This is a genomic window from Candidatus Equadaptatus faecalis (genome assembly GCA_018065065.1).
GTDB classification, from domain to species: Bacteria; Synergistota; Synergistia; order Synergistales; family Synergistaceae; genus Equadaptatus; species Equadaptatus faecalis.
This window is the reverse complement of the sequence record JAGHTZ010000081.1, coordinates 11,766-34,333: the sequence shown is the minus strand read 5'-3', so window position 1 is coordinate 34,333 and position 22,568 is coordinate 11,766. Positions and strand designations below refer to the sequence as shown.

The 22,568-nt window shown below is 49.6% G+C and carries 14 protein-coding genes and 1 pseudogene; 5 read left to right on the top strand and 10 right to left on the bottom strand.

Annotated elements, in window-relative coordinates; genetic code table 11:
• The first annotated feature begins 259 nt into the window (after positions 1-259).
• From KBS54_06695 to KBS54_06685, 3 genes are all read left to right on the top strand, one after another.
• The gene (locus KBS54_06695) at positions 260-700 is read left to right on the top strand and encodes a hypothetical protein (GenBank protein ID MBQ0055812.1); all 441 of its coding nucleotides are present in this window, start codon (positions 260-262) and stop codon (positions 698-700) included.
• 403 nt (positions 701-1,103) lie between these two features.
• Complete coding sequence (gene nifJ, locus KBS54_06690; protein ID MBQ0055811.1) at positions 1,104-4,601, top strand: pyruvate:ferredoxin (flavodoxin) oxidoreductase; 3,498 nt, start codon at positions 1,104-1,106, stop codon at positions 4,599-4,601.
• Between the two features lie 347 nt (positions 4,602-4,948).
• Entirely contained in the window at positions 4,949-5,848 is a 900-nt protein-coding gene (locus tag KBS54_06685) for a DUF2156 domain-containing protein (protein MBQ0055810.1), read from the top strand.
• Between the two features lie 51 nt (positions 5,849-5,899).
• Here KBS54_06685 and KBS54_06680 read toward each other — a convergent pair whose 3' ends face one another.
• From KBS54_06680 to KBS54_06640, 9 genes and pseudogenes are all read right to left on the bottom strand, one after another.
• Positions 5,900-6,697 carry a radical SAM protein gene (locus KBS54_06680; GenBank protein ID MBQ0055809.1) on the bottom strand — a complete coding sequence of 266 codons (798 nt, stop codon included), beginning with the start codon at positions 6,695-6,697 and terminating at the stop codon, positions 5,900-5,902.
• A gap of 3 nt (positions 6,698-6,700) precedes the next feature.
• On the bottom strand, positions 6,701-7,969 hold the full coding sequence (locus KBS54_06675) for a tetratricopeptide repeat protein (protein MBQ0055808.1): 1,269 nt from the start codon (positions 7,967-7,969) through the stop codon (positions 6,701-6,703).
• A gap of 82 nt (positions 7,970-8,051) precedes the next feature.
• Positions 8,052-10,373, bottom strand: a pseudogene (locus KBS54_06670) (homocysteine S-methyltransferase family protein).
• Positions 10,374-10,410: 37 nt separating this feature from the next.
• The gene (locus tag KBS54_06665) at positions 10,411-11,076 is read right to left on the bottom strand and encodes a hypothetical protein (GenBank protein ID MBQ0055807.1); all 666 of its coding nucleotides are present in this window, start codon (positions 11,074-11,076) and stop codon (positions 10,411-10,413) included.
• Positions 11,069-11,941 carry a methylenetetrahydrofolate reductase [NAD(P)H] gene (gene metF / locus KBS54_06660; protein MBQ0055806.1) on the bottom strand — a complete coding sequence of 291 codons (873 nt, stop codon included), beginning with the start codon at positions 11,939-11,941 and terminating at the stop codon, positions 11,069-11,071. Before metF ends, KBS54_06665 begins: the two co-directional genes overlap by 8 nt.
• Positions 11,942-11,963: 22 nt before the next feature.
• Positions 11,964-12,764 carry an HAD family phosphatase gene (locus KBS54_06655; GenBank protein MBQ0055805.1) on the bottom strand — a complete coding sequence of 267 codons (801 nt, stop codon included), beginning with the start codon at positions 12,762-12,764 and terminating at the stop codon, positions 11,964-11,966.
• On the bottom strand, positions 12,761-13,522 hold the full coding sequence (locus KBS54_06650) for an adenosylcobinamide-GDP ribazoletransferase (protein MBQ0055804.1): 762 nt from the start codon (positions 13,520-13,522) through the stop codon (positions 12,761-12,763). Before KBS54_06650 ends, KBS54_06655 begins: the two co-directional genes overlap by 4 nt.
• 38 nt (positions 13,523-13,560) lie before the next feature.
• Positions 13,561-14,118 (bottom strand): bifunctional adenosylcobinamide kinase/adenosylcobinamide-phosphate guanylyltransferase, encoded by a 558-nt coding sequence (gene cobU / locus KBS54_06645; GenBank protein ID MBQ0055803.1) that lies wholly within the window; start codon positions 14,116-14,118, stop codon positions 13,561-13,563.
• A gap of 13 nt (positions 14,119-14,131) precedes the next feature.
• A complete protein-coding gene (locus tag KBS54_06640; protein ID MBQ0055802.1) occupies positions 14,132-17,812 on the bottom strand; it encodes a hypothetical protein in 3,681 nt (1,226 codons plus the stop codon).
• Between the two features lie 600 nt (positions 17,813-18,412).
• Between KBS54_06640 and dinD the strand changes: the two genes are divergently transcribed.
• Together dinD and KBS54_06630 are read left to right on the top strand one after the other, a co-directional pair.
• Positions 18,413-19,267: a DNA damage-inducible protein D gene (dinD, locus tag KBS54_06635; GenBank protein ID MBQ0055801.1), complete on the top strand. Its 855-nt coding sequence runs from the start codon at positions 18,413-18,415 to the stop codon at positions 19,265-19,267.
• Between the two features lie 109 nt (positions 19,268-19,376).
• Positions 19,377-20,540, top strand: coding sequence for an amidohydrolase (locus KBS54_06630; GenBank protein ID MBQ0055800.1), 1,164 nt, complete (start codon positions 19,377-19,379; stop codon positions 20,538-20,540).
• 291 nt (positions 20,541-20,831) lie between these two features.
• Here KBS54_06630 and KBS54_06625 read toward each other — a convergent pair whose 3' ends face one another.
• On the bottom strand, positions 20,832-22,502 hold the full coding sequence (locus tag KBS54_06625; protein MBQ0055799.1) for a bifunctional metallophosphatase/5'-nucleotidase: 1,671 nt from the start codon (positions 22,500-22,502) through the stop codon (positions 20,832-20,834).
• Positions 22,503-22,568: the final 66 nt, after the last annotated feature.

Genomic DNA, 22,568 nt, shown 5'->3' with positions numbered 1-22,568 from the left:
AAAATCTCCGTCTCGCGTGCCCCGTAGGGGTAGGTCCAGCGGCTTTACGGGCTTTGCCCGTTATTGAAAAGAAAAACCAAAGACATACCCATACTGGGCACAGGCTGGATTCTGCGCTAAGTCCTGCGGACTTCCGCAGAAAGACGAAGATTTTGGCGGTTCTAAGGTTCTAACGCTTAACGCTTACAGCTTAAAGCTTATAGCGAACGAAGCGACAAAAGCGAGCAGCAAACGAAAAGCAAGAAAAGGAGAAACTGAAATGGAAGAAATGAAACAGGAAACAACACAGGAAGCAACACAGGAAACAAAAATCGCGGCAGCAAAGAAATGCTGCAAAAAGCACAAAGCAAAAGCAATACTGCTGATAATTGCCGCAGTGCTGCTGCTTGGCTGTCTGCTCGGAAACTGCTGCAGAAAATATGACTACGCCGTTATGTTCTCTGAAAACGCGGTAGTAACGCTCAACGAAGTGAAACAGGGCGGCTGGGAAATAATAAACGCGCGTTGGGCGGCAGACGCAAGAGGCGTATGGAACTACGAGTTTATAGTGCGCCGCAAAGCCCCGCTCTTTGGCATATTCGGCAAAAAACTTCCAAAACAGCAGGCACAGCCGGCACCGCAGATGAGACAGCCTGCGCCGAAACCGGCTCCGCAGCCGGCGCCTGCGCCTGAAGCGCAGCCGGAAGCTCCGAAGAAATAAAGGGCAGTATAAACAAAAAATGTGCCTGCGGCGTGTGAGGGCTCGCCGCGGGCACAGCCCTACGCTCTGAAGAAGCAGCAAATACAAGATACAAGAGGCTCACAGAGCCTCTTTTCCCCGCCTTTCCGCGCAGAAAAATCCCTTGTGCGGGTTCTAAAACTCCTCCGTGTTCCATGGGCCGGAAGGGCGGGGAAAAGAAAGCGGTAAGCTGAAAGCAAAAAGCTAAAAGTAAAACAGAAACGGCTTGGGATAAAAATTTCCCAAGCCGTTATCAGTTAATTTTGCGGGAATATGCCGCAAAGCTTTGACCTCCGTGCCGCAAGCATATATAATATGCGGGAGATTTTTGCAGGTACACCCTTGAGAGGTGATTGTTGTGAAACAGAACAGAGAACTTGCCGTAATGGACGGAAACGAGGCTGCGGCGTACATAGCCTACGCATTTACCGAAATCGCAGCCATATACCCCATAACGCCGTCTTCGCCGATGGCGGAAAAAACTGACGTATGGTCGGCAAACGGAAAGAAAAATATCTTCGGACAGCCGGTAACGCTTGTCGAAATGCAATCGGAGGCAGGCGCGATAGGCGCCGTTCACGGAGCGCTTGAAACAGGCGCGCTTGCGGCGAGTTTTACGTCATCTCAGGGGCTTATGCTTATGATACCTGTCATGCACCGCATTTCAGGACAGCGCCACCCTGCGGTTCTCCACGTTGCCGCGCGGACTGTCGGCACGCATGCGATGTCAATTTTCGGCGACCATTCGGACGTTATGAACTGCCGCCAGACAGGCTGGGCGCAGCTCTGCTCAGGCTCCGTGCAGGAAGTTATGGATCTCGCGGCGGTTGCCCATCTTGCGGCGGTTAAAGGCCGCATACCGTTCATGCATTTCTTTGACGGGTTCCGCACCTCTCACGAAATAGACAAAATCGAAAAACTGGAATATTCCGAGCTTGCGCCGCTGCTTGACCGCGAAGCGCTTGCGCTGTGGCGCAGCAACGCGCTGAATCCGGAACACCCCGTGCTTCGCAGCACTGTCCAGAATCCTGACGTTTATTTTCAGGTACGCGAAGCAAACAACCGCTTCTACGACGAGCTTCCCGATATAGTGGAAGACTATCTTGCGCAGATAAGCGACATCACGGGGCGCGAATATCACCTTTTCAACTACTACGGAGACCCGCTTGCGGAAGACGTCATCGTCGCCATGGGCTCTGTTTCCTCAACAATTAAAGAAACAGTTGACTGGCTTAACTCAAAGGGACGCCGTGTCGGATTCCTCCAGGTTCACCTTTACCGTCCGTTCTCAATACGCCACTTCATTGAAGCGCTCCCGAACAGCACTCAGCGCATAGCCGTTCTTGACCGCTGCAAAGAAATGGGCGCAGCCGGCCAGCCGCTCTATCAGGACGTATGCGCCGCGTTTAACGGAACAGGGCTTATGGTGGACATAATCGGCGGACACTACGGACTTTCCTCAAAAGATACAGATCCGGCGCAGATAGTCGCAGTCTATGACAACCTTGCGGCGCCAAGACCCAAAAACGGCTTCACAATCGGCATAGAAGACGACGTCACGGGACATTCCCTTGACAGCCATTACGCCGTATATCCCGACGCGCCGAAGCAGCACTGCTTCAAATTCTGGGGACTGGGCGGGGACGGAACCGTAGGCGCGAACAAAAACACGGTGGACATAATCGCTGACAACACGGACAAATACGGACAGGCTTATTTTGAATACGACGCCAAAAAATCGCTCGGCGTAACAATCTCACATCTGCGCTTCAGCGATGAACCCATACGCTCGGCATACCTTGTTCGTCAGGCAGATTTCGTTGCGGCGCACAACAAAGCCTACGTGCTCCAGGACTTTGACGTTGCGGGTGAGCTCCGTTACGGAGGCACCTTCCTGCTCAACTGCAGCTGGAAACCTGAAGATCTTGACAAAATGCTCCCCGCGAAAGTCAAACGCACCCTTGCGGAGCGCAATGCGCAGTTCTACATAATCGATGCAACGGAAATCGCGCAGCGCCACGGACTCGGAAACCACGTCAACATACCGCTTCAGTCGGCATTCTTCCACCTTGCGGACGTAATACCGGTTGAAAAAGCGGTTGAATACATGAAAAAAGCGATAGAAAAAACCTACTTTGCCAAAGGCGACAAGGTTATAGCGCAAAACATCGCCGCAATCGAAGACGGAGGCAAATGCCTTGTCAGGGTTGAAATTCCCGAAAGCTGGAAAACGGCGGAAGACGCGCCTGCTCCGCGCAGTGAAGACAGCGTTCCTCCGATAGTCCGCAATATGCTCGACCCCATCAACGTTCAGAAAGGCGACAAACTGCCGGTCAGCACGTTCCTGGGCTACGAAGACGGAACGATAGAGCTTGGGCTTACGGCATACGAAAAACGCTGTGTTGCAACGCAGGTGCCTGAATGGGATCCTGAAAAATGTATCCAGTGCAACCGCTGCTCGCTCGTTTGCCCGCACGCCGCAATCCGTCCGTATCTTCTTAATGAAGAAGAGGCGGCGAACGCGCCTGCAGGCATGCTTAAGAAAAAAGCGCTCGGCAATTTCCCCGGCATGCAGTTCTCCCTGCTGATAAGCAAAGAAGACTGCACAGGCTGCGGAAGCTGTGCCGCTTCGTGTCCGGCAAAAGAAAAAGCGCTGAAAATGATACCGTTCGGCGAATCAAAATCAACTCAGGAAGAATGGCAGTACGGGCTTAATCTGCCCGACAAAAACGTGCCTGACCGTTACACGGTGAAAAACAGCCAGTTCTACACGCCGCTGCTTGAATTCTCCGCCGCGTGCGCAGGCTGCGGTGAAACGCCGTACGCCAAGCTTTTGACGCAGCTCTTCGGCGAGCGCGTCTACTGGGCAAACGCGACAGGCTGTTCGCAGGCATGGGGCGGCGCAATGCCCGGCATACCCTACACCAAAAACAAACAGGGCTGCGGCCCTGCATGGAGCAACTCACTTTTTGAAGACAACGCCGAATTCTGCCTCGGCATGAGCCTGTCCGTCCGCCAGCAGAGAGACGCGCAGAAGCTGAGAGCAGGCAGACTGCTTGAGCTCGGCGGAAACGCGCCTGAAAAGGAAATTAAGGAATGGCTTGACGCTTTTGACAAATTTGAACAGTCAAAGGCGGCGGGTGACAGACTTGCGGAAGCGCTTGAAGCGAAGCTTGAAACGCTTGACGGCGAAAGCAGGCAGCTTGCGGAAGAGATACTGCTGAACAAAGACCAGCTTTCAAAGAAAACCTTCTGGATGTACGGAGGCGACGGCTGGGCGTATGACATAGGCTTCGGCGGACTTGACCACGTGCTTGCAAGCGGACAGAACGTCAACGTATTCATAGTAGATACCGAAGTCTACTCCAACACAGGCGGACAGTCGTCAAAGGCAACGCCTCTCGGAGCCGTTGCGCAGTTCTGCAAATCCGGCAAAGTCACGGGCAAAAAAGACTTAGGCGCGATATTCATGACCTACGGCAGCGTCTACGTTGCTCAGGTTGCAATGGGCGCAGACCCTGCGCAGCTTGTGAAAGCGATAAAAGAAGCGGAAGAATACGACGGACCTTCAATAATCATCTCCTATGCGCCCTGCGTTGCACACGGCATAGTGCGCGGCATGAGCAGCACGCAGGAAGAAATGAAACGCGCCGTTGAAGCAGGCTACTGGACGCTCTACCGCTACAACCCGCAGCTTGAACAGCCGCTGACGATAGATTCAAAAGCCCCTGTTCTGCCCTACGGGGAATTTCTTGACGGCGAAGTGCGTTACAACTCCCTGAAACGCACCTTCCCTGACAACGCGGACAAGTTCTTCAAAAAAGCGGCGGAAGACGCAGCGAAGAAATACGAAAAATACGTGAAAATGGAAAAGAACCAGTAAAGTACACGGCAGAATACAAAGGCGTGAACAAAAATCTCCCCGTTTTGTCGGGGAGATTTGTTTTGCAGCCGCGCAAAACAGCGTTAAAAGCGTGCGGACACGGATAAACACTAAACGATCCGCAGCTTTGCGGGCTGACCGGCGCAGAAAATAATGCAGACATAATGCGTATTAAGATATTGACTATTACTGATTATATATTTTGAAAATTTTTTATCTCCTGCCCTTCATACACAAAAAGCCGCGGCAAAAATTAAGTATTTTTACCCTGTCCTCATAAAACAGCTTTGATAAACTGTTCTATAATATAGGAAGAAAAAAAGAGGACACGGAACAGGGGCGGAACAATGCTTGACTTCAAGGCAATAGAACTTGCAGACGTAAGAAACTTTATGAAGCACTGGGAACTGACAGCGCAGCGCTCGTCAGACTACTGTTTCCCCATACTGTGGGGCTGGGCGGCAGACTACGGCTACCAGACAGCGATAGACAAAACGGACGACCTGTTCTGGATCAGGCAGACGCTTCCTGACATCTACAATCTTGCGCCGGTAGGAAACTGGCAGCGTGACGACTGGAAACAACTCCTCTGCAGATATTTCGGCAGCAAAGCAGAATTTTGGCTTGTACCTGAGGAGCTTTCAAAGATATGGCAGGCGCAGCTCGGCAGCGCGGCAGCGCTTGAAGAAGAGCGCGACAACTGGGAATATCTTTACGACATTCACGAGCTTGCGGAGCTTGCCGGCGGCAAGTACATAAAAAAACGCAACAGGGTCAACCATTTCAAGAAGAACTATAACTACAAATATCTGCCTCTGACGCTTGAAAACAGAGAGGCGGTAATGGAATTTCAGCAGCGCTGGCTTGCCGAAAGCGAAGGCTATCTTCCTGGCATCAAACAGGAACACAACTGCATAATGCGGATACTCAACAGCTGGGGAGAAGTGCCGCACCTGCGCGGCGGCATAATTGAAGTCAGCGGAAACATAGCTGCGTACACAATAGGGGAGCTGACAGGAAACTCTGTACTGATACATTTTGAAAAAGCGCTGACGGAATACAGCGCCGGTTATCAGGTCATCAATCAGGAATTTCTGCAGCATCTGCTTAAAGAAAAACCAAAGCTTCTGACGGTCAACCGAGAGGAAGACCTCGGCGACGAAGGGCTTCGGGAATCAAAACTCTCTTATCACCCGACAGGCTTTATAAGGAAATATAAAGTTACAATAGATTTCAACCGCGGTTAACCGGTACGCAGACGGATAATTGCAGGGCACAAAAAGCGACAGACAGCTTTTCTAAAAGAATATGCTGTATTTCAATTCCGGGTGCTGTTCGCAGGCGTTTCTGATTTCTTTTCGCAGAGCTTTCCAGTAATCGCGTCTGCCTTCAAGGTATATTTCATCGTAGAGCCGTGCAAGACCGGGGCGCAGCCGTTTGACGAAGTCAAGCACTTTGAGTTTGTTCTGCGGACGCAGGTTGAGTGTGTCAAAGGTTATGCGTCGGATATAAGGCGCAGCGGCATTGACTATTTCAACAGGCTTGGTGATTTCGGGAAATATCGGTGCGCACATAACGCCTGTGGCTATGCCTTCGCTTTTGAGCAGTTTCAGAGCCTCCAGTTTTTTCTGCGGAGATGCCGCGTAGGGTTCTGCAAGCCTGCGGAAGCTGTTGTCCAGGCTTGAGAAAGAGAATATGACTTTGACGTAGGGAAACTGTTTGAACAAGTCTATATCGCGGCATACAAGCGTTGATTTGGTGATAATGCAAAGCTGAACTTCTGCAGGGATGAGCTGTTTAATGATTCCCCGCGTCAGTTCAGCTTTTTTCTCGTACGGATTGTAGGCGTCGGTCATAGAGCTGAAAAGTATGCGTTTCCTGAATATTTTTGCCAGATTTATCGCGCTTTTCTGTTCCTTGACGTCAATATAGTCGCCCCACTCTTCTTCACGCTCTTCTTTTGTGTGGTTTATACATGCCGCGTAGCAGTAAACGCATTTGTGAGGGCAGCCTCTGTAAGGGTTTACGGCATAATCGCCGCCGATTTGCGTTGGCGAGAGCAGATTTTTTGCTTCTACTCTGCGGACGTTGACCATCTGCTATTTTTTGCGCCGGTCTGCCAAAGCAAGCTCAGGAATATCGTCCAGTACTGACTTTTCGCCTTTGTGTACTCTCAATTTCCGTGCTGTTTTTGAGGGTACGCCTTTGCGGTTGACCGGTACATAGAAAGAAAGTCCTTTGGTTTGGTCAGAGAAAATCAATACATTCTTCTGCGTTTCATTCCGCTGTGCTTTGCACTGCTCGTCCGTGCAGCAATTGTCAATACTGAGTCCGTCTTCCGTTTTGTAGACGGCGGAGGCTGTTTCAAGCTCTGCGGCTTTATCTTTGATGAAGATTATGCGGAAGCGGTCAGGCTGTTCAGCGTTGTAATCCCATATCTCCAACGCTTTGCCGAGTTCTTCCGTTTCTTCCGGCAGCTGAATAAAGAGCTTTTTGTCCGGTGATTTGCCGCCCATTATTTCTTTTACTTTCTGTTTGCTTTCGCCGATTTTAACAAGGCCGAGCGCTTTGCCGGGAATTACCGTGTGCTCTTTGCTGTCAGGCAGTCCGAGTTTTTCGCGCATTGCTTTTACGCCGTTCTGCGCCCCTTCGCTGGTTTTGTCTTTATCAAGCGCTTTTTCGTAGCCGCCGAGAGCTTCTCTGTATGCGCCTGTGCCGGCGAGGCGTTTGGACACGGCAAGGATTTCATCGGTTTTTTTGGCAAGTTTCAGTTGTTTTTCAAGAGCTTCCGCCAGCTCTTCCGGCTTGAAACTCTTTGCTGCCTGAACGACGTTTTCCCACGCTTCGGCGGTGTCAAGTTCGGCGGCGCCCTGTTTCAGCAGAGCATAGCCTTCATCTTTTTTGCCGAGTTGCTGAAAGTTAAGATTTCCAAGCTGTATGAGCGCCTTGCCGTCGTCAGGCAGTTTTTTGAGATGTTCGGTGTAGCGGTTTGCCGCTGCTTCAAAGCGCCCCATTTTTTCAAGGCAAAGCCCGAGGTTGAAGATAACGTCTTTTCTTTTCGGGCGCGTCTCGTAGACTTCTTCAAAGAGTCTATAAGCACCTGTGTAGTCGCCGTCCAACAGGTAATTTTCCGCACGGGCGAAGATTTTTTCAGGTACTATGCTTGTCTGATAATACCAAATTCCGCTGAGCGCGCAGGCTATGATTATTACCATGCCTGCGAAGAAGAATACCCAGCGGGATACAGGCGGACGGGGATCAGGAAGGTTTCTCCAGTCTTCTTCTGCCTGTGTTAAACCCATTTTGTCGGCTGATACTTCATCGGGCATTTTTTTGATTTCGTCTGCCATTGCGGTCAATCCTTTCACTGCAGTCTGCTGTTATTATATGTCTTATGTCTGATAAATTTTAGCACGTTATTTTCTGCTTACAGCTTGTATAGCTGTCTTTTTAATCTGCACTGTCAAACACCTGTTCAGCCGCACGCACGTCCGCAAGAGCGTCCGCAACGTAAAAGTCTGCGCCGAGCTGTTTTGCCAGAGCTTCGGAGAGTACGGCACCTCCGACCATTATTTTTACGTCAGGACAGTCGCGGCGCAGCAGTTCGATGCTTTGTTTCATACTGCCCACGGTGGTTGTCATGAGTGCGCTCAGGCCGGCAAGTTTTGCCCCCTGCTCTTTGACTGCAGCGCATATTTCTTCCGCGGGAACGTCGCGTCCCAGGTCTGTTATTTTATAGTTGTAGTTTTCAAGAATAACTTTTGCAATGTTTTTGCCTATGTCGTGTATGTCGCCGTGTACGGTCGCAAGCACGATTTTTTTATCAGAGGCTTCGCCGTCTCCTGCCGACAGTCAGTTTTTAACCGTGTCGCAGGCGCTTTTTGCCGCTTCTGCCGCTTTGATAAGCTGCGGAAGGAACAGTTTCCCCTCTTCGTAAAGTGTTCCCACTTTGTCGAGTGCCGGAACAATATGTTTTTCAATAACGTCAAGCGGTGAAAACTTTTCAAGCAGCAGATCAGCATCGTTTTTTGCTTCTTCTTTTAAACCGTGCAGTACGGAGTATTCCATTCCGCCGCATTGCGTTTTTATTTCGGTTTTTTCGTTTGTCCAGCCTGTGTATTCCGAAATAAATTGTTCGCAATCTTTATCTTCCCCAAGAAGCACGCGCACGGCTTTTTCGTTTTCTTCAAGCCTGACTTCCAACGGGTTGTAGATTGCCATGTCGAGTCCGTTTTTGACAGCAAGAGAGAGCATTGTTTCGTTGACAAGGCTTCTTGCAGGCAGCCCGAAGGAGATGTTGCTTATTCCGAGAACGGTTTTTACGCCGTATTTTTCTTTGACCAGCTTTACCGCTTTCAGTGTTTCAAGCGCCTGTTTCTGCTGTGCCGAGACTGTCATCACAAGACAGTCAATCAGTACGTTCCTGCGCGGTATGCCGTATTTTTCTGCTGCTTCTATAATTCTGCCGGCAATTTCAGCGCGTTCTTCCGCAGTCTGCGGTATGCCTTTTTCGTCAAGCGTAAGCCCAAGCACGGCGCAGCCGTATTTTTTTACAATAGGAAGAATGCTTTCCAGAGATTCGTGTTTGCCGTTGACGGAGTTTATCAGCGGTTTGCCGTTGTAAATGCGTGCCGCGCGTTCAAGCGCTTCGCTGTTTGACGAGTCAAGCTGAAGCGGCAGATCTGTTACGGATTGTATCTCTTTCACGGCTTTTACAAGCATTTCGGTTTCGTCCAGTTCAGGCAGACCAACGTTTACGTCAAGCACGTCGGCGCCCTGTTCCTGCTGTTTTACCGCTTCGCGCAGCAGATATGAATAGTCTTTTTCGCGAAGAGCCTGCTGCAAACGTTTTTTGCCCGTGGGATTTATTCTTTCGCCTATAATGTTCAGCCTTCCGCCTACCTCTGCAAGCTTAGACGCACTGCAGAGAACGGTTTTTTCTTCAGCTTTGCAGCTTTTGCGTGTGACGCCGTCCAGCTCTTTTTTAAGCAGTGCAATGTATTCCGGTGTTGTTCCGCAGCAGCCTCCGACTATTGCGGTGCCTTTTTTCGCAAAGCCTGCCACAGTTTTTGCAAATTCTTCTTTTGTTACGTCGTAGCAGGTCTGCCCGTCTTTTATGACAGGGAGCCCCGCGTTAGGTTTTATGATTACCGGCAGTGGACTGCAGGCAAGAAATCTGTCAACAAGCGGTTCCAGCTGTTTTGGTCCAAGAGAACAGTTTAAGCCAAGCGCGGAAACTCCGAGCCCTTCAAGCGTTGCCGTCATTGTTTCTATCGTTGCTCCGAAGAACGATGTGCCGTCAGCTTCAAAGCTCATTGTTGCTGCTATCGGCAGTTCTGAATTTTCTTTTGCCGCAAGCACCGCCGCTTTCAGTTCGTAGAGATCCGTAAAGGTTTCAAGTATAATGAAGTCCGCGTCTCTTCCGGCGCGCACAACCTCTGCGAAGACTTTTACGGCATCTTCAAATTCAAGGTCTCCCGCAGGTTTGAGTATTTTGCCGCAGGGGCCTATGTCAAGAGCAACGGCCTTGTCCTGAAAGTCTTTGCAGGCGTTTCTTGCGTTTTGTACGGCGGCTTTTACGATTGTTTCAACAGACACGCCGGCAGTCTGCGTTTTAAAACGGTTAATGCCGAAGGTATTGGTGTAAACGGCGTCTGCACCTGCTTCGAGGTAGGTCCTGTGGATTGCGGTGATCTTTTCGCCTGCGGTCAGATTGAGCATTTCAGGCAGTTCGCCTGCTTTCAGGCCAAGTTTTTGGAGCATGGTGCCCATTGCTCCGTCAAAGAGTATGATTTTGTCCGTGTTAAAATTAAACGCCACAGCGCTCACCCCGTTTTTTCCAGACGCAGTCCGTGTTTGCCGCGCATTCGTCACAGCGTCTGCGCCGGTCTTCTTTAATGGCTGAAATTCCTATAAAAGCCGTTACCGATTTAGACGGCACCAGCATTTTCGATGCCGTGCAAGCCAATCCTATTGCCTTTTGGGCATTAAGGATATTGACTAATACTGATGAATATTCTAAATCCACGTCACCGTACCCCGGAGAGAACCGTTTTGTCAGGTATTCCCCCTTGCTGATTTCAGCAGAAAGCTGCTGTTCCAAAGTGTCGCAAACCCGCTCTGTCTCTGCATTTGCACATGCATCAAACAATGCCGCGTCAGCCATATTTTCAGTCATTTTTCTTCTTAAAAGCGCGTCGGTTTCTGCGCCTAAGGTTGCCGCGAGTATAAAGGCGTGAGAGGAGTTTGAAAAAAGCTTTTTCAAATCTTTGCTCACAAATTCTGTGCCGTCAAGGAGCACCCCATTTTCTGTCTGTCTGACTGCAGTTTTTTTGTACACCGTTCTCGGTTTCGATACTTCCAGCAGCTGCGCGTATGCACGCTTAAGGTCGTCAAGCAGCCCGCTGTCAGCTTCTGTATCTGCACCGAGCAGTCGCAGTGCTTCTTTCAAAACAGAGGGCGGAATTTTATTCACACTTTACTCTCCTTGAATAGAGTATGCCGCGAAGGCTTTCGGAAATGCGTTTTGCAATGGACGGCTGATTCATTGTGTACAAGTGAATTCCATCGGTTTCCGAGGCGAGCAGGTCTGATATCTGTTCAACTGCGTAAGCTATACCGGCTTCTTTCATTGCCATGCTGTTGTGTCCGTATGCGGCGAGTTTTCTTTTTATTGTTTCGGGCAGAGTTGCTCCGCACAGATTTACCATGCGCGTTACCTGGGAAGCAGAGGTTATCGGCATTATGCCCGTTTCTATCGGAGTGTTTATTCCTGCGGCGCGTACCTTGTCACGGAAGCGGAAGAAGTCGTCATTGCTGAAAAAAAGCTGGGTAATCAGAACGTCTGCGCCTGCGTCCACCTTTTTTTTCAGATTGTCTATGTCTGCTTCGAGGCTTGGCGCTTCCGGATGTTTCTCCGGATAGCAGGCTGCGAAAACAGTAAAATTGTAATGTTTTTTCACGTATTCTGTCAGGTCAGACGCATATCTGAATTCCCCGAGCGGTTCTCCCTCTACAAGGTCGCCGCGGAGAGCAAGGATGTTGCTGACTCCGTTTGCCTGCAGTTTGTCCAAAATTGTGTCCAGAGAGGCTTTTGTTGCCCCTACGCAGGTTAAATGCGCTACGGCGGGGATGTTGTAGCTGTTTTGTATCTTTGACGCTATTTCAACGGTATTTTCGCGGCTTGTGCCTCCTGCGCCGTAGGTGACGCTTATAAGGTCGGGGGAGAGACTTGCGAGTTCGTCAATGGTGGCGAATACGGAAGCAAGGCTGCCGGTTCCTTTCGGCGGAAAAATTTCAAAACTGTATGCCGGTTTCGGAGAATTAAAGTAATTGTTCATACTGTCCACCTCGTATTTTATTTTACGCTAACAGACTCTCGACAAATTTTGCGAGTCCGTCTCTGTCGTTTGTGTCCGCAACAGCGTCTGCGGCGCGTTTTGTCTCTTCGCCCGAATTTCCCATTGCGACTCCCAGTCCTGCCCAGCGGAGCATTTCGTTGTCGTTTCCTGAATCGCCGAAACATATGGTATCTTCCTGTGTGATGCCGAGAATTTCAGCAGCCTGTGCCACTGCACGCGCCTTGTTGACGTTCGGATGCACCAGTTCAAATATGCGTTTCCACGAACCTACAACGTAAAGCTCGCTGCCGAAAACCCGTTTTGTTTCTTCAAACATGGGCGCGCAGTCTTCTGTTTCTTTGGCGCATACCAGCAGTTTGGTTGACACAGAAGGTTCCGTCCAGAATTTTTCCCCGAGCGAAACCGCGGTTACTTTGGTGATTGCAGTGTAATACTGCGTTCGTTCGTCGCTGCTGTCAACAACGCAGAGAGTGTCGTTCACGTATTTCTGAATATACCAGCCTTTTTTTCTGTAATATGCCAAAACACGGGATACAAGACCGGCATCAAGCTCCTGCCTGAAGTATATTTCTTCCGTAACAGGGTTCATAATTATGGAACCATTGTAAAAGACGCAGGGTGCCGTCATGCCTAATTTTCTTGCTAAGACAAGCCCTGAACAGCACATGCGTCCTGTTGCCAGCATCGTTCTGATGCCCTGTTTTTCGGCTTCGCGCAGCGCAGAGACGGTGCGTTCCGTAAGCTCTCCGGCGCTGTTCAGCAGGGTGCCGTCAACGTCTGCGGCAATAAGTTTCGGCTTCATGCGGCAAACACCAGAAGCGTTGCAAGTTCGCCGAGAATTTCAACGGCGCCGAGTACGTCTCCGTTGGTGCCGCCCATTTTTTTGTTCATGTACGAGGCGCCCATTGCCCCGATGACAAAACAGAGCATTGCGGACATTGCGCAGTAATCAAGCGCAAAGAACGCGAAAGGAACTATGCAGAGCAGTGCCAGTGCAAAATCTCCGCCGTCAAAAGCCGCAACGCAGTCAACAAGTCCGTTTTCCCACGGATATTTCCCGAAATAGCAGGCGGATGCTTCAGCAAAGCGTCCGCAGACTGCCGCCAGAACGATGGCGGAGAAGCGTTTTTCAATCGGTATGTAAGCCGCAAGCGATGTCCATGTGCCGAGCGCAAGAACAATTCCGATAATGGCAAAAGCGCCTGTTTTCGTGTCTTTTATCACAGCGTGCAGCTCTTCGCCGCTTTTGCCGGAGCCTATTCCGTCCCACACGTCTGCCCAGCCGTCCAGATGAATTCCCCAGCCGACAAGCGCGTAAAACATTGCTCCGAGCCATGCCGCTGCATACGGGCTGATATAGTGGGACAAAATACAGACAAGAAGTGCTGTCAGAACTCCGAGAATTCCTCCGGCAAGCGGAATCAGGGCAACATATTTGCTGCCTGGGACAGTTTCTTTCGGCCACCAGCTTTCCGGCAGAGGAAAACGCGTTTCCAGCGCCCAAATCAGCGCAAATCTGTCTTTAAAACCGCAGCGTTTTTTGTCTTTCGTTTCTTCCATGCCCGTTTGTCCTTTCAAAAGTAAGCCGAGTGTCTGCTTTATTTTCCGGTTTTTACCCACAGCGGGTAGCCGGCAACGATGAGTGCTGCGTTTTTCGCGCGGCTTGCGACAAGCTGGTTGATGCGTCCCTGCATATCGCGGAAACGTCTGGCGAGCCTGTTTTCGGGCACTATTCCAAAGCCGACTTCGTTGCTGACGATAATAAGGTGTGTATTTTTTCCTGCGGAGCTGCAAAGTGCTTCCGTCAGCTGCCTTATTTCCTGTTCGCGCGCATGCCATTCTTCTTCCGTGCCGTTTTCGGCTGCGTTCGTGGCAAACATAAGCCGTGTCAGCCACATTGTCAGGCAGTCCAGAATGAGTGTGCCTTCCATTTTTGCAACAGCTTCGGGAAGTTCTTCAGGCGAGCCTTCCCACGTGTTCCATTCTTTCGGCCTGCGCTCTCTGTGCATGCGGACGCGTTCTTCCATTTCTTTGTCGCAGACGTCGGCAGTTGCCAGATAGGTAACCGCAGTGCCCGAATTTCTGGCGAGCTGTTCCGCAAAGGTTGATTTTCCGCTTCTTGCGCCGCCCAGTATCAGAGTAATTCCTGTATCCATAATTTCCACCTGCTTAGAAGGTTATGTTTGAAATAAGGCTTTTCAGCGTGTCCTGCATAAACTGCCCCGGCAAATCTGCCGATTCGGAGCTTTTGCCGTAGCCTACCGGTATTTCAAAATGAAGCTTAAAAGTAAAGTCGCCGTCCTGCCGTATTCTTCTTTCGTCAGGGTCGCTGTTTGACGTTGGTATTGTTGAGCCCTGGTGTTTTTTTCTGGCGTCGGATTCAACAACCAGTTTTGTCAGTTTCGGAGAGCTGATGTTTCCGCCTAAGCCGAGAGAAACGAAGCGGAATGACGAACGTGTGGCGCCGCCCAAGACCCCGCCGAGAACACTCTGCAGCAGTTCTTTCGTGTCGATGTTGTTTATGCCCTGAGTGGTTATTGTGCGGCTCATGTCCATAAGTCCGCTGATTCCTCCGAGCAGGGAATTCAGTGCGCGGATGTTGAATTTTCCCAGGCAGGTAACGGACATGTCGCCTTTGCGCGTAATATATCCGTCCGCCATTGCCACTCTGTAGACAGGATCTCCGTCCGGCGCTATAGCCTGAGTTCCCGGCAGGAAAATCAAGGTTTCGTTGTCGTAGCGGAAAGTTGTCTGCAGTTTTTTGTAGCGCAGAGGTTTGTTCTTTGTAAATTTCTTTGCGGCGTCAACAAATTTGAAGCCGGCGATTTCCCCGTCTGTTGCCTGAATGGTTCCCGCTGCCATAAGGCTTCCCAAATTGAACGCATAGCCGCCGATGCGTATTTTCATTGCACCTTTGCCTGTAATTTTGCCCTTGGAATTTTTGAAAATGTCTTTGCATGCTTTTTCAATGTCCAGGTTGCTGACGTCGCAGGTTGCACCCCAGCGGTTTGTTGCCGTATTGTAAGCCAGACCTCCTGAAACAGTGCCGCTGTTTGTCGCGCATGCCAGATCTTCAACTACAAAATAACCGTCTGCAAAGTAGAAGGGGGCCTTAACTTTCTCAAACTGCAGACCCTTAATGCGGAACATGTCTGTTGTCAGAGTGCCTTTTGCCATAAATTCGTTCAGCGGACAGTCAAATTCGACGTTTGCGTCAATTTTGCCGTCAAGCATTGATTTTACGCTGTCAGAGGTAAAGCGGAGCAGTTTCTTTACGTCTATTCCGCTGCCGTCAAGTTTTGCTTTGCAGTGCCAGTTATTTTCCGTCTTCTGCAGCGAAGCGCTACCTTTTGCGCTTCCTTCCGGCAGAGAAATACGGATTTTTTTACAGAAAATATGCGACAGACTGCCTTCACCGGCTGCCGTCAGTTCCGGAATGTAAGCTGTGCTGACGCGCAGCGGCGAAAGCTTGACAACACCTTTGAAGACAGGCTCCGCAATGCTTCCTGTCACTTTGCAGCTGCCGGCTACAAGGCCCTGGATATTATGTACTTTCGGCAGGTGTCTGCGGGTGACTTCGTAAATGTTTATTCCGTCAGTTTTCAGATTTACGTCGAGCATAGATGTGGAAAGCGTTTTGCCTATGGTAACCTGACCCTTTGCGATACCTTTGCCGCCGCATATTTCAAACTTTATGTCATCCAGATTGACGAGGTCTTTGGTGCCGTTTGCGGTTCCTGTAAATGAGTCGAAGCGGAACGTTCTCCAGAGGAATGCCGAATCTTTAAAATCTCCTGTCCAGTGCATCCCCTGGCCTATGCTGTAAAGCTTTATTTTGCCTGACATAATTCCTTTAATGTCTTCATGCATGCCGAAAAGCCCGTTTATAACGCGCATTCTCAGACGGTCGACGTCAGCCTCCCAGCTCCAGTTAGTACCGCCTTTGACAATTGACTCTGCGCGTGACTTCAGAATGCCGCACGAAGTGACCAGCGTAAGAGGGTCAACGATGATTTTATTGTCTTTGTAATGCAGTTCTGCTGAGGCAGAATGCAGCTCAAGCCCTTTCATGAGAGTACCGGCACCGGATGTCAGCCGCGCGTCCGCCTGAATGTCGGAAAGAGAACCGCCTGCTTTGAAGTCTGCGTTTAAGCTTGTTTTCAGGTTGATGTTGTCCATGAAGCTGAGCAGCGGATAGAAGCGTTCTGTCTGAAAATCGCTGATACGGCCGGAAAAATTCAGCACGGGTTTCTGTTTAGTGTTGTCCAGTGTGCCTGAAGTGTTCAGTTTTGCCCCGTTCCAGACGGCAGAAAAACTGCTCAGTTCAAAGTTTCCGCTGCCTGGAAGATAGTTTCCGTCCAGCCTTACAGCGGAGATTGTGCCAAGCTTGTCAGCGGTAAGCCGTTCCGAGGAAAGCTTTGCGTTGAGTTTCAGCTTGCTGATGGTGCCTGTCAAAGAGGCGTCTGTGGAAACAGTGCCTTTGACGTTCGCTTTTTTCAAAGCGGGAATGATGTTGTACAATTCTTCCAGACGGAAGCCGGCGGTAGAAAATTTGAGATCGTTCTGGACGTTGTCCGCAAAAGCGAGGACTCCAGTCAGCGTCAGCGGCCTGCCGTTGTGCAGAGTTGAAAAGTCGACTTTGCCGCGAGCTTTTCCGTCAAATACGGCAGAGCCTTTCAGGTTTTTAAAAGCAAACCCGCCGTAATTTATGTCGGACGGCAGCAGTTCAATGCTGCCCGTGAGTGCCGTAAGAGGTCCTTTGAGTTTTACTTTGGCTCCCGAAATTGTTCCCTGCGGCAGCGTTTTTATGCCGCCAAGCTGGTCTTTAAACTGTTCCGTCAGCGTAGCGAGGTGCAGCTTTTGTGTGAAAAGGTCTGCCTCAAGAGACTGTTTTCCTTTCCTGCCGTCAAATTTAAGCATTCCGGTCAGAGCTGAATTTGCAAGCTTTTCTTCGTTGAAAACTGCGTCAAGCATTTCATTCCCGTACGTCCAGCGTGCAGTAAGCGCTTCAAGAGGAATGCCGTGTATCAGAGCGTTTGTCAGCGACATACTGCCTGCAGTTTCGAGCTGTCTGCCTGTGCCCTTGAACGTAAGGTCGGAAGTCAGAATTCCGCGGACGCCGAAACGGCGCACTTCGGGAAATACAGCGGCAATTTTGCTCAGATTAAGCTTTTCCGCTGAAATTTTTGCATCTGGAACAGGATAAACTGCGCCGTCAACAAAGGCGGAGCCGTCGTCCAGTCTCAGTTTGAGAGAATCTGCAGTCCAGTTTCCTTTGCGTTTTTCGACGCCGCCTTTCAGGGAAAATACAGCAATATCTTCTATTTTTGCGTTAATATCCAGACTATACGTCTGACTGTTTCCTATGCGGACTGAACTGTTGTCAAACTGCAGCACGCCGAATTCGGTATCAAGCCTGGAGTCGTTAATAACGGCTTCGCTGATGATTATGCTGCTTGGTTCCGGAGAATCACTATGCGGTATAAGCCTGTTGAATTTGTCAACGCTGGTCTGTATGCCGCTTGCTTCAAGCTTCAGTTTCGGCGTGTGTTTGTATATTGAATCGCTGACAGAAAGAGTGATTTTAAGGTTCTTTATGGTTACAAGCTCTTCGCCGCTGCGGCTCAGTACTACGTCTGCAGCGCGGAAACCGGTAACGGGGTTGCCGGAGAACGGAGAAGACGCCATATCTGCGTTGAGTTTTTTTTCAAGCATAGGCTTGGCATAGTTCATGGCAGTTTTTTCAAGAAAATTAACTTTGGACAGGGCAAAAACTGAGGCTGAGCAGACTGCCAGAACAAGCACAAACACAGCAGCGGTGCGCGTTGACAGCAACTTCGGCATGTTCATGGAAGCCCCTCCTTATCTATAGTATACAGACACAGTAAATTCTACCACAAAACAGGAAAAATGCTGAATTTAACGGAAAAATTAACGTTTTAGCGTTTTTTGCGAAAAGAGAGCGTGAAGAAAAGGGGGACTTGTAGGGTTTTCAAATCAGGAGCCGGAAGAAAATCCACGTGTTTTTGAAGCAAACATAAAATATACAAACATCAAGTTTTATGTATGTTGTTACATATATAAAACTGCCCAATTAACAATATACAAAGAAACGCGGACGGGGATGATAATGCGCAAACCGCTGGAAACAGTGCTGTTTCTTGATTTGCGGGCATATAATGAATAAACGTGCGCGCGATGCGCCGCACAGCGATTTGTTCCGCAGACGAAAACGAGTGTTGCAAATGAGGGGCAATGTTTATGTAAATATTATATAATATATAATATTGCTATATATAAACTGCCCAAATGATTATAGATCCAATGAAATGTATATATTGGAGAAAAAACTGTTTTGCATTTTGCCTCTGCTTTTGCATTGAATATCCTGCTGTTTTTCCTGCCCCGATATGTTGTATAATGTCCGTGAAAAGATTCGGGGGTGTGTTTATGGCAAATCTTCAGGCAAAAGAATACGTCACCTTTGACGGAATAAAACATACAAGGGAAGACGGGAGCGAATTCTGGTCGGCGCGCGAGCTTTCCGCAGCGCTTGAATATAAGGAATGGCGCAATTTTTCCAAGGTTATTGACCGTGCCATGATAGCCTGCATAAACAGCAAAAGCCCGCTTTCCGACAATTTTGTTGAGGTCAACAAAATTGTAAAAACCGGCGTGGCAACTAAGGAAATCAACGATTACGAGCTGTCTCGCTACGCCTGTTATCTTATCGTCCAGAACGGCGACCCGAAAAAGGAAGTTATTGCCTGCGGACAGACCTATTTTGCCATTCAGACGCGCCGCACGGAGGTTGCCGAAATCTTTAACCAGCTGGACGAGGACAAAAAGAGGCTCGCAGTGCGCGGCGATATACGCGTCTGGAACAGGATGCTTGCGGAAGCCGCACACAAGGCGGGAGTTCTTTCCGGAGACGACTACAAAATATTCCAGAACTCAGGATACATGGGGCTTTACGGCGGCATGACCGTTGACCAGATACATGAGAAAAAAGGACTGAAAGAGGACGAAAAAATCCTTGATTTCATGGAAAGCGCCGAGCTTGCGGCAAATCTTTTCCGCATAACGCAGACGGAAGAGAAGCTGAAAAAGGAAAACGTGTCGGATTTGCAGCTGGCGAACGAGATACATTATATTGTCGGCAAAGAGGTGCGCGCTGCGATAGAAAAGGTTGGCGGTACAATGCCCGAAAACATGAGTGTTCCTAAGAAAACCATCAGCGAAATAGAAAGGGAAAGAATAGAAAAACTTTCGGAGCATCCGGAAGAGCTTATGCTGGACGAATAGACATGCAGCTTTTGGCTGTACGCCGTCAGCAATTAGCCGGAAAAATAAAAAGAATTAAAGCTGACGGCCGGCAGACAATGGTCGGCTGCTAAACAGGGAGTTGTTAAAAATGAGAGAAGAAATACAGAAACTTTTGCCTGAAATTATTGCTTTCCGCAGAGACGTGCACCGTCATCCGTCGCAGAGCGGAAGCGAACAGGAAACGGTTCTGCGCATTACGAAGCAGCTTGACAAATACGGCGTCAAATATGACGTTTTGCTTGACGGCACCGCAGTCTGCGCACAGGTGGGTACAGGCGGCGAACCCTGTGTCGGTGTACGCGCTGACATAGACGCGCTGCCGGTAACGGAGGACAGCGGGGTGGATTTTGCATCGGAAAACAAAGGCTGCATGCATGCCTGCGGGCACGATATGCACGCGTCAATTGTACTTGGTATAGCCATGCTCCTGAAACAGCACGAAAACGAACTCGGCGGAACAGTCAAATTCTTCTTCCAGCCTGCGGAAGAGACGACAGGCGGAGCTGACAGAATGATAAAAGCAGGTGTGCTTGAAAACCCGTACGTGAAACAGATTGTAGGGCTGCATGTTGAGCCCGGATATCTTGCCGGTGAAGCCGGCTTTAAATACGGACAGATGATGGCGGCGTCTGACGAATTTACACTTCGCGTACGTGGGAAAGGCTGCCACGGAGCACACCCTGACAGCGGGGTGGATACGATAGTTCTGGCCTCGCAGATTGTTACGGCGCTGCAGAGCATTTCCAGCAGAAACCTTGCGCCTTACGAGGCAGGGGTGGTAACGGTAGGCAAATTTACCGCCGGAACCGCAGGCAACGTCATTCCGGCAGAAGCTGAGCTTGTTGGAATACTTCGCTCGCTTTCTGAAGAAACGAGAATGAGACTGCGTGAGCGTGTCAAAGCAGTTGCGGAAGGTGTTGCGCAGGCATACGGCGGGGAAGCCGAGCTTGAACTGCGCCCGAGCTACACGGCGCTTACAAATGACGATACGGTTGTCAGTGTGGTGCACGGCGCTGCCAAAGAGGTATTCGGAGCAGACAAGGTTACGCAGGAAAAGACTCCGAGCCTAGGCACAGAAGATTTTGCCTACTTCGCTCAGGCAAGGCCGAGCTGTTTCTGGCATCTTGGATGCGGGTATGAAGGGAAATACAATGCCCCGATACACAACGCAAAATTTAACGCAAATGAAAGCTGCATACCTCTCGGCATAGAGGTGCAAACAAAAGCAATATTACAGCTATTAAAGAATTAATAGTATACAAAACTGCCCAAATTATTTATACGGAACATTTAATATAAGACAAAACAGACAGCGGTGCAAGCCGCTGTCTGTCCATTAAGGGGGATATATGTCAAGGAGAGATGCTGGTAACTTTCTCTCTGTCTGTGAACAATTGTACAAAGTTTTTATTTTTGCACCTCAGTATTTTTACCTGTTTTTGCAGCGCAGAATTGCCTGTTCTTTTTTTGGGGGAAATAAAAAGCGCCGCATAGGCGGCGTGTAAAAAATTCTGTATTTTCGGTATAACAGTACGTCTGAGATTTATTCCCTGCCGTACGTTATCTTAATTCTGTCTTCGGGAGTCTTATAGCGTTTAGGAATTTCGCCGCCGAGAGTTTCTGTCATGTATTTTTTCAAAGCATCGCAGTCGCTCATGATCTCACAGGGGAGAGGTGTGCAGTTTGCAAGCATTGAGTAGCCGTTTCCTCCGCCTGACAGCAGATAGTCGGTGCCAGCCATGCTGTATTCGCCGTTTTCGTCCAGTTTTCTGATTTTTCTGCCGCTTTTGTCTGTGAGCCATACGTTGTACACGCGTCTTTTGCCCGATATTTCCCTGAAAGTTCTGTCCTCGTCTGCGATAACAGGTGATGGAACAGAAAGGTCAACGCAAAAACTGACTCCCGAAACGCTCAGAAAGCCGCCGAATTCACCGGCAGCACTGCCGTCTTTTTTGTATTCCTTTTTCATTTGGCTGCAGGAAAACTCAAGCACGTCAAGCAGGGTTTTTCCGCTGATTTTTACCGCGCAGACTCGGCCGTCAAACGGAAAAACGCGAAACAACGTATTGAGCGTTACGTCTCCGGCGGGAATTGGATTTCGTATGCCTCCGCCGTTCACAACTGCCATGTCCGTGTTGCCGGCGGCTCTCAGAGCGTCGGCGCAGAGATTGCCGAGCCCTGTTTCGCGGTTTCTTACAAGTCTTATTCCGCCGTCGTCTTTGTCGGAAAGTTCAAAGGCAGTATGTCCGATCTTTTTTGAAAGACGTTCTTCCAGCTTTTTGCGCAGCGCGGCGATATAACCAGCAACGCCACTGTCTTTGCCTGCGTAACTGCTGACAAGCTCCGAACTGAATTTTCCTTCCGGCGTTAACGTGAGTTTTCCGGCGTTTGCAAAACGTGTTCCTGTCGAGGTCAGCAGCACGTCTTTGTTGTCCCTGTTTTTGCAGATTTCATGCGGAATAACGTGGTGGTCGTGTCCGTCAAGCACAACGTCTATGCCGTAACTGTTCCGAATCAGCAGGCGTGAGTTGAATTTGCTTTCGCTGTCGCCGAGATGGGAAAGCACTATAACGTAATCCGCGCCCTTCCGCCGGCATTCGTTGACGTATTCCTGAACGGTTTTTGCAAGCCCTTCGACCGACGCGCGTCTTCCGCCGAAGAAGCTGTAGACGGTTTTGCCGTTTTCTTTGAAGAAAACGGGTCTTGTTGAAGTGTACGTATCCGGCGTCGTAACGCCGATAAAGGCAAGCTTTTTGCCGCCGAGCTGTTTTATTGCGTACGGCTTTGTTTTTGCCAGCGCGTTTGTTTTTGTTCCGGAGTACGTTATGTTGCAGTTTAGGCACTGCACGTTCAGCCTGTCCAGAAAATTTGAAAGCTGTTCGAGTCCGTAGTCAAATTCATGATTGCCGAGCGTCATGTAATCGTAACCTGCACGATTGAATATATCGACAATGTCCGTGCCTTTTGAAAGGGTGCAGAGAGGATCGCCCTGTATGATGTCGCCGCTGTCCACGAGAAGGACGTACTTGTTCTGCTCCCTGAGCTCTTTTTTCATTGCCGTAATTCCGGCATAGCCTATGTTGGTGTCAACGGCGCTGTGAACGTCGTTTGTGTACAGTATAACAATATCTTTGCTTTTTTCGCCGCTGAAAGCAGCTGTGCATAGAATAATAAGTAATATGAGTGCCGCGGCAAAGCGTCTTATGATTTTCATTTAAACCGCCTCCGGTTTTCCGTGTTCAATTATAGCTTATAAGATAAAAGACAGAGAGAAAGATCA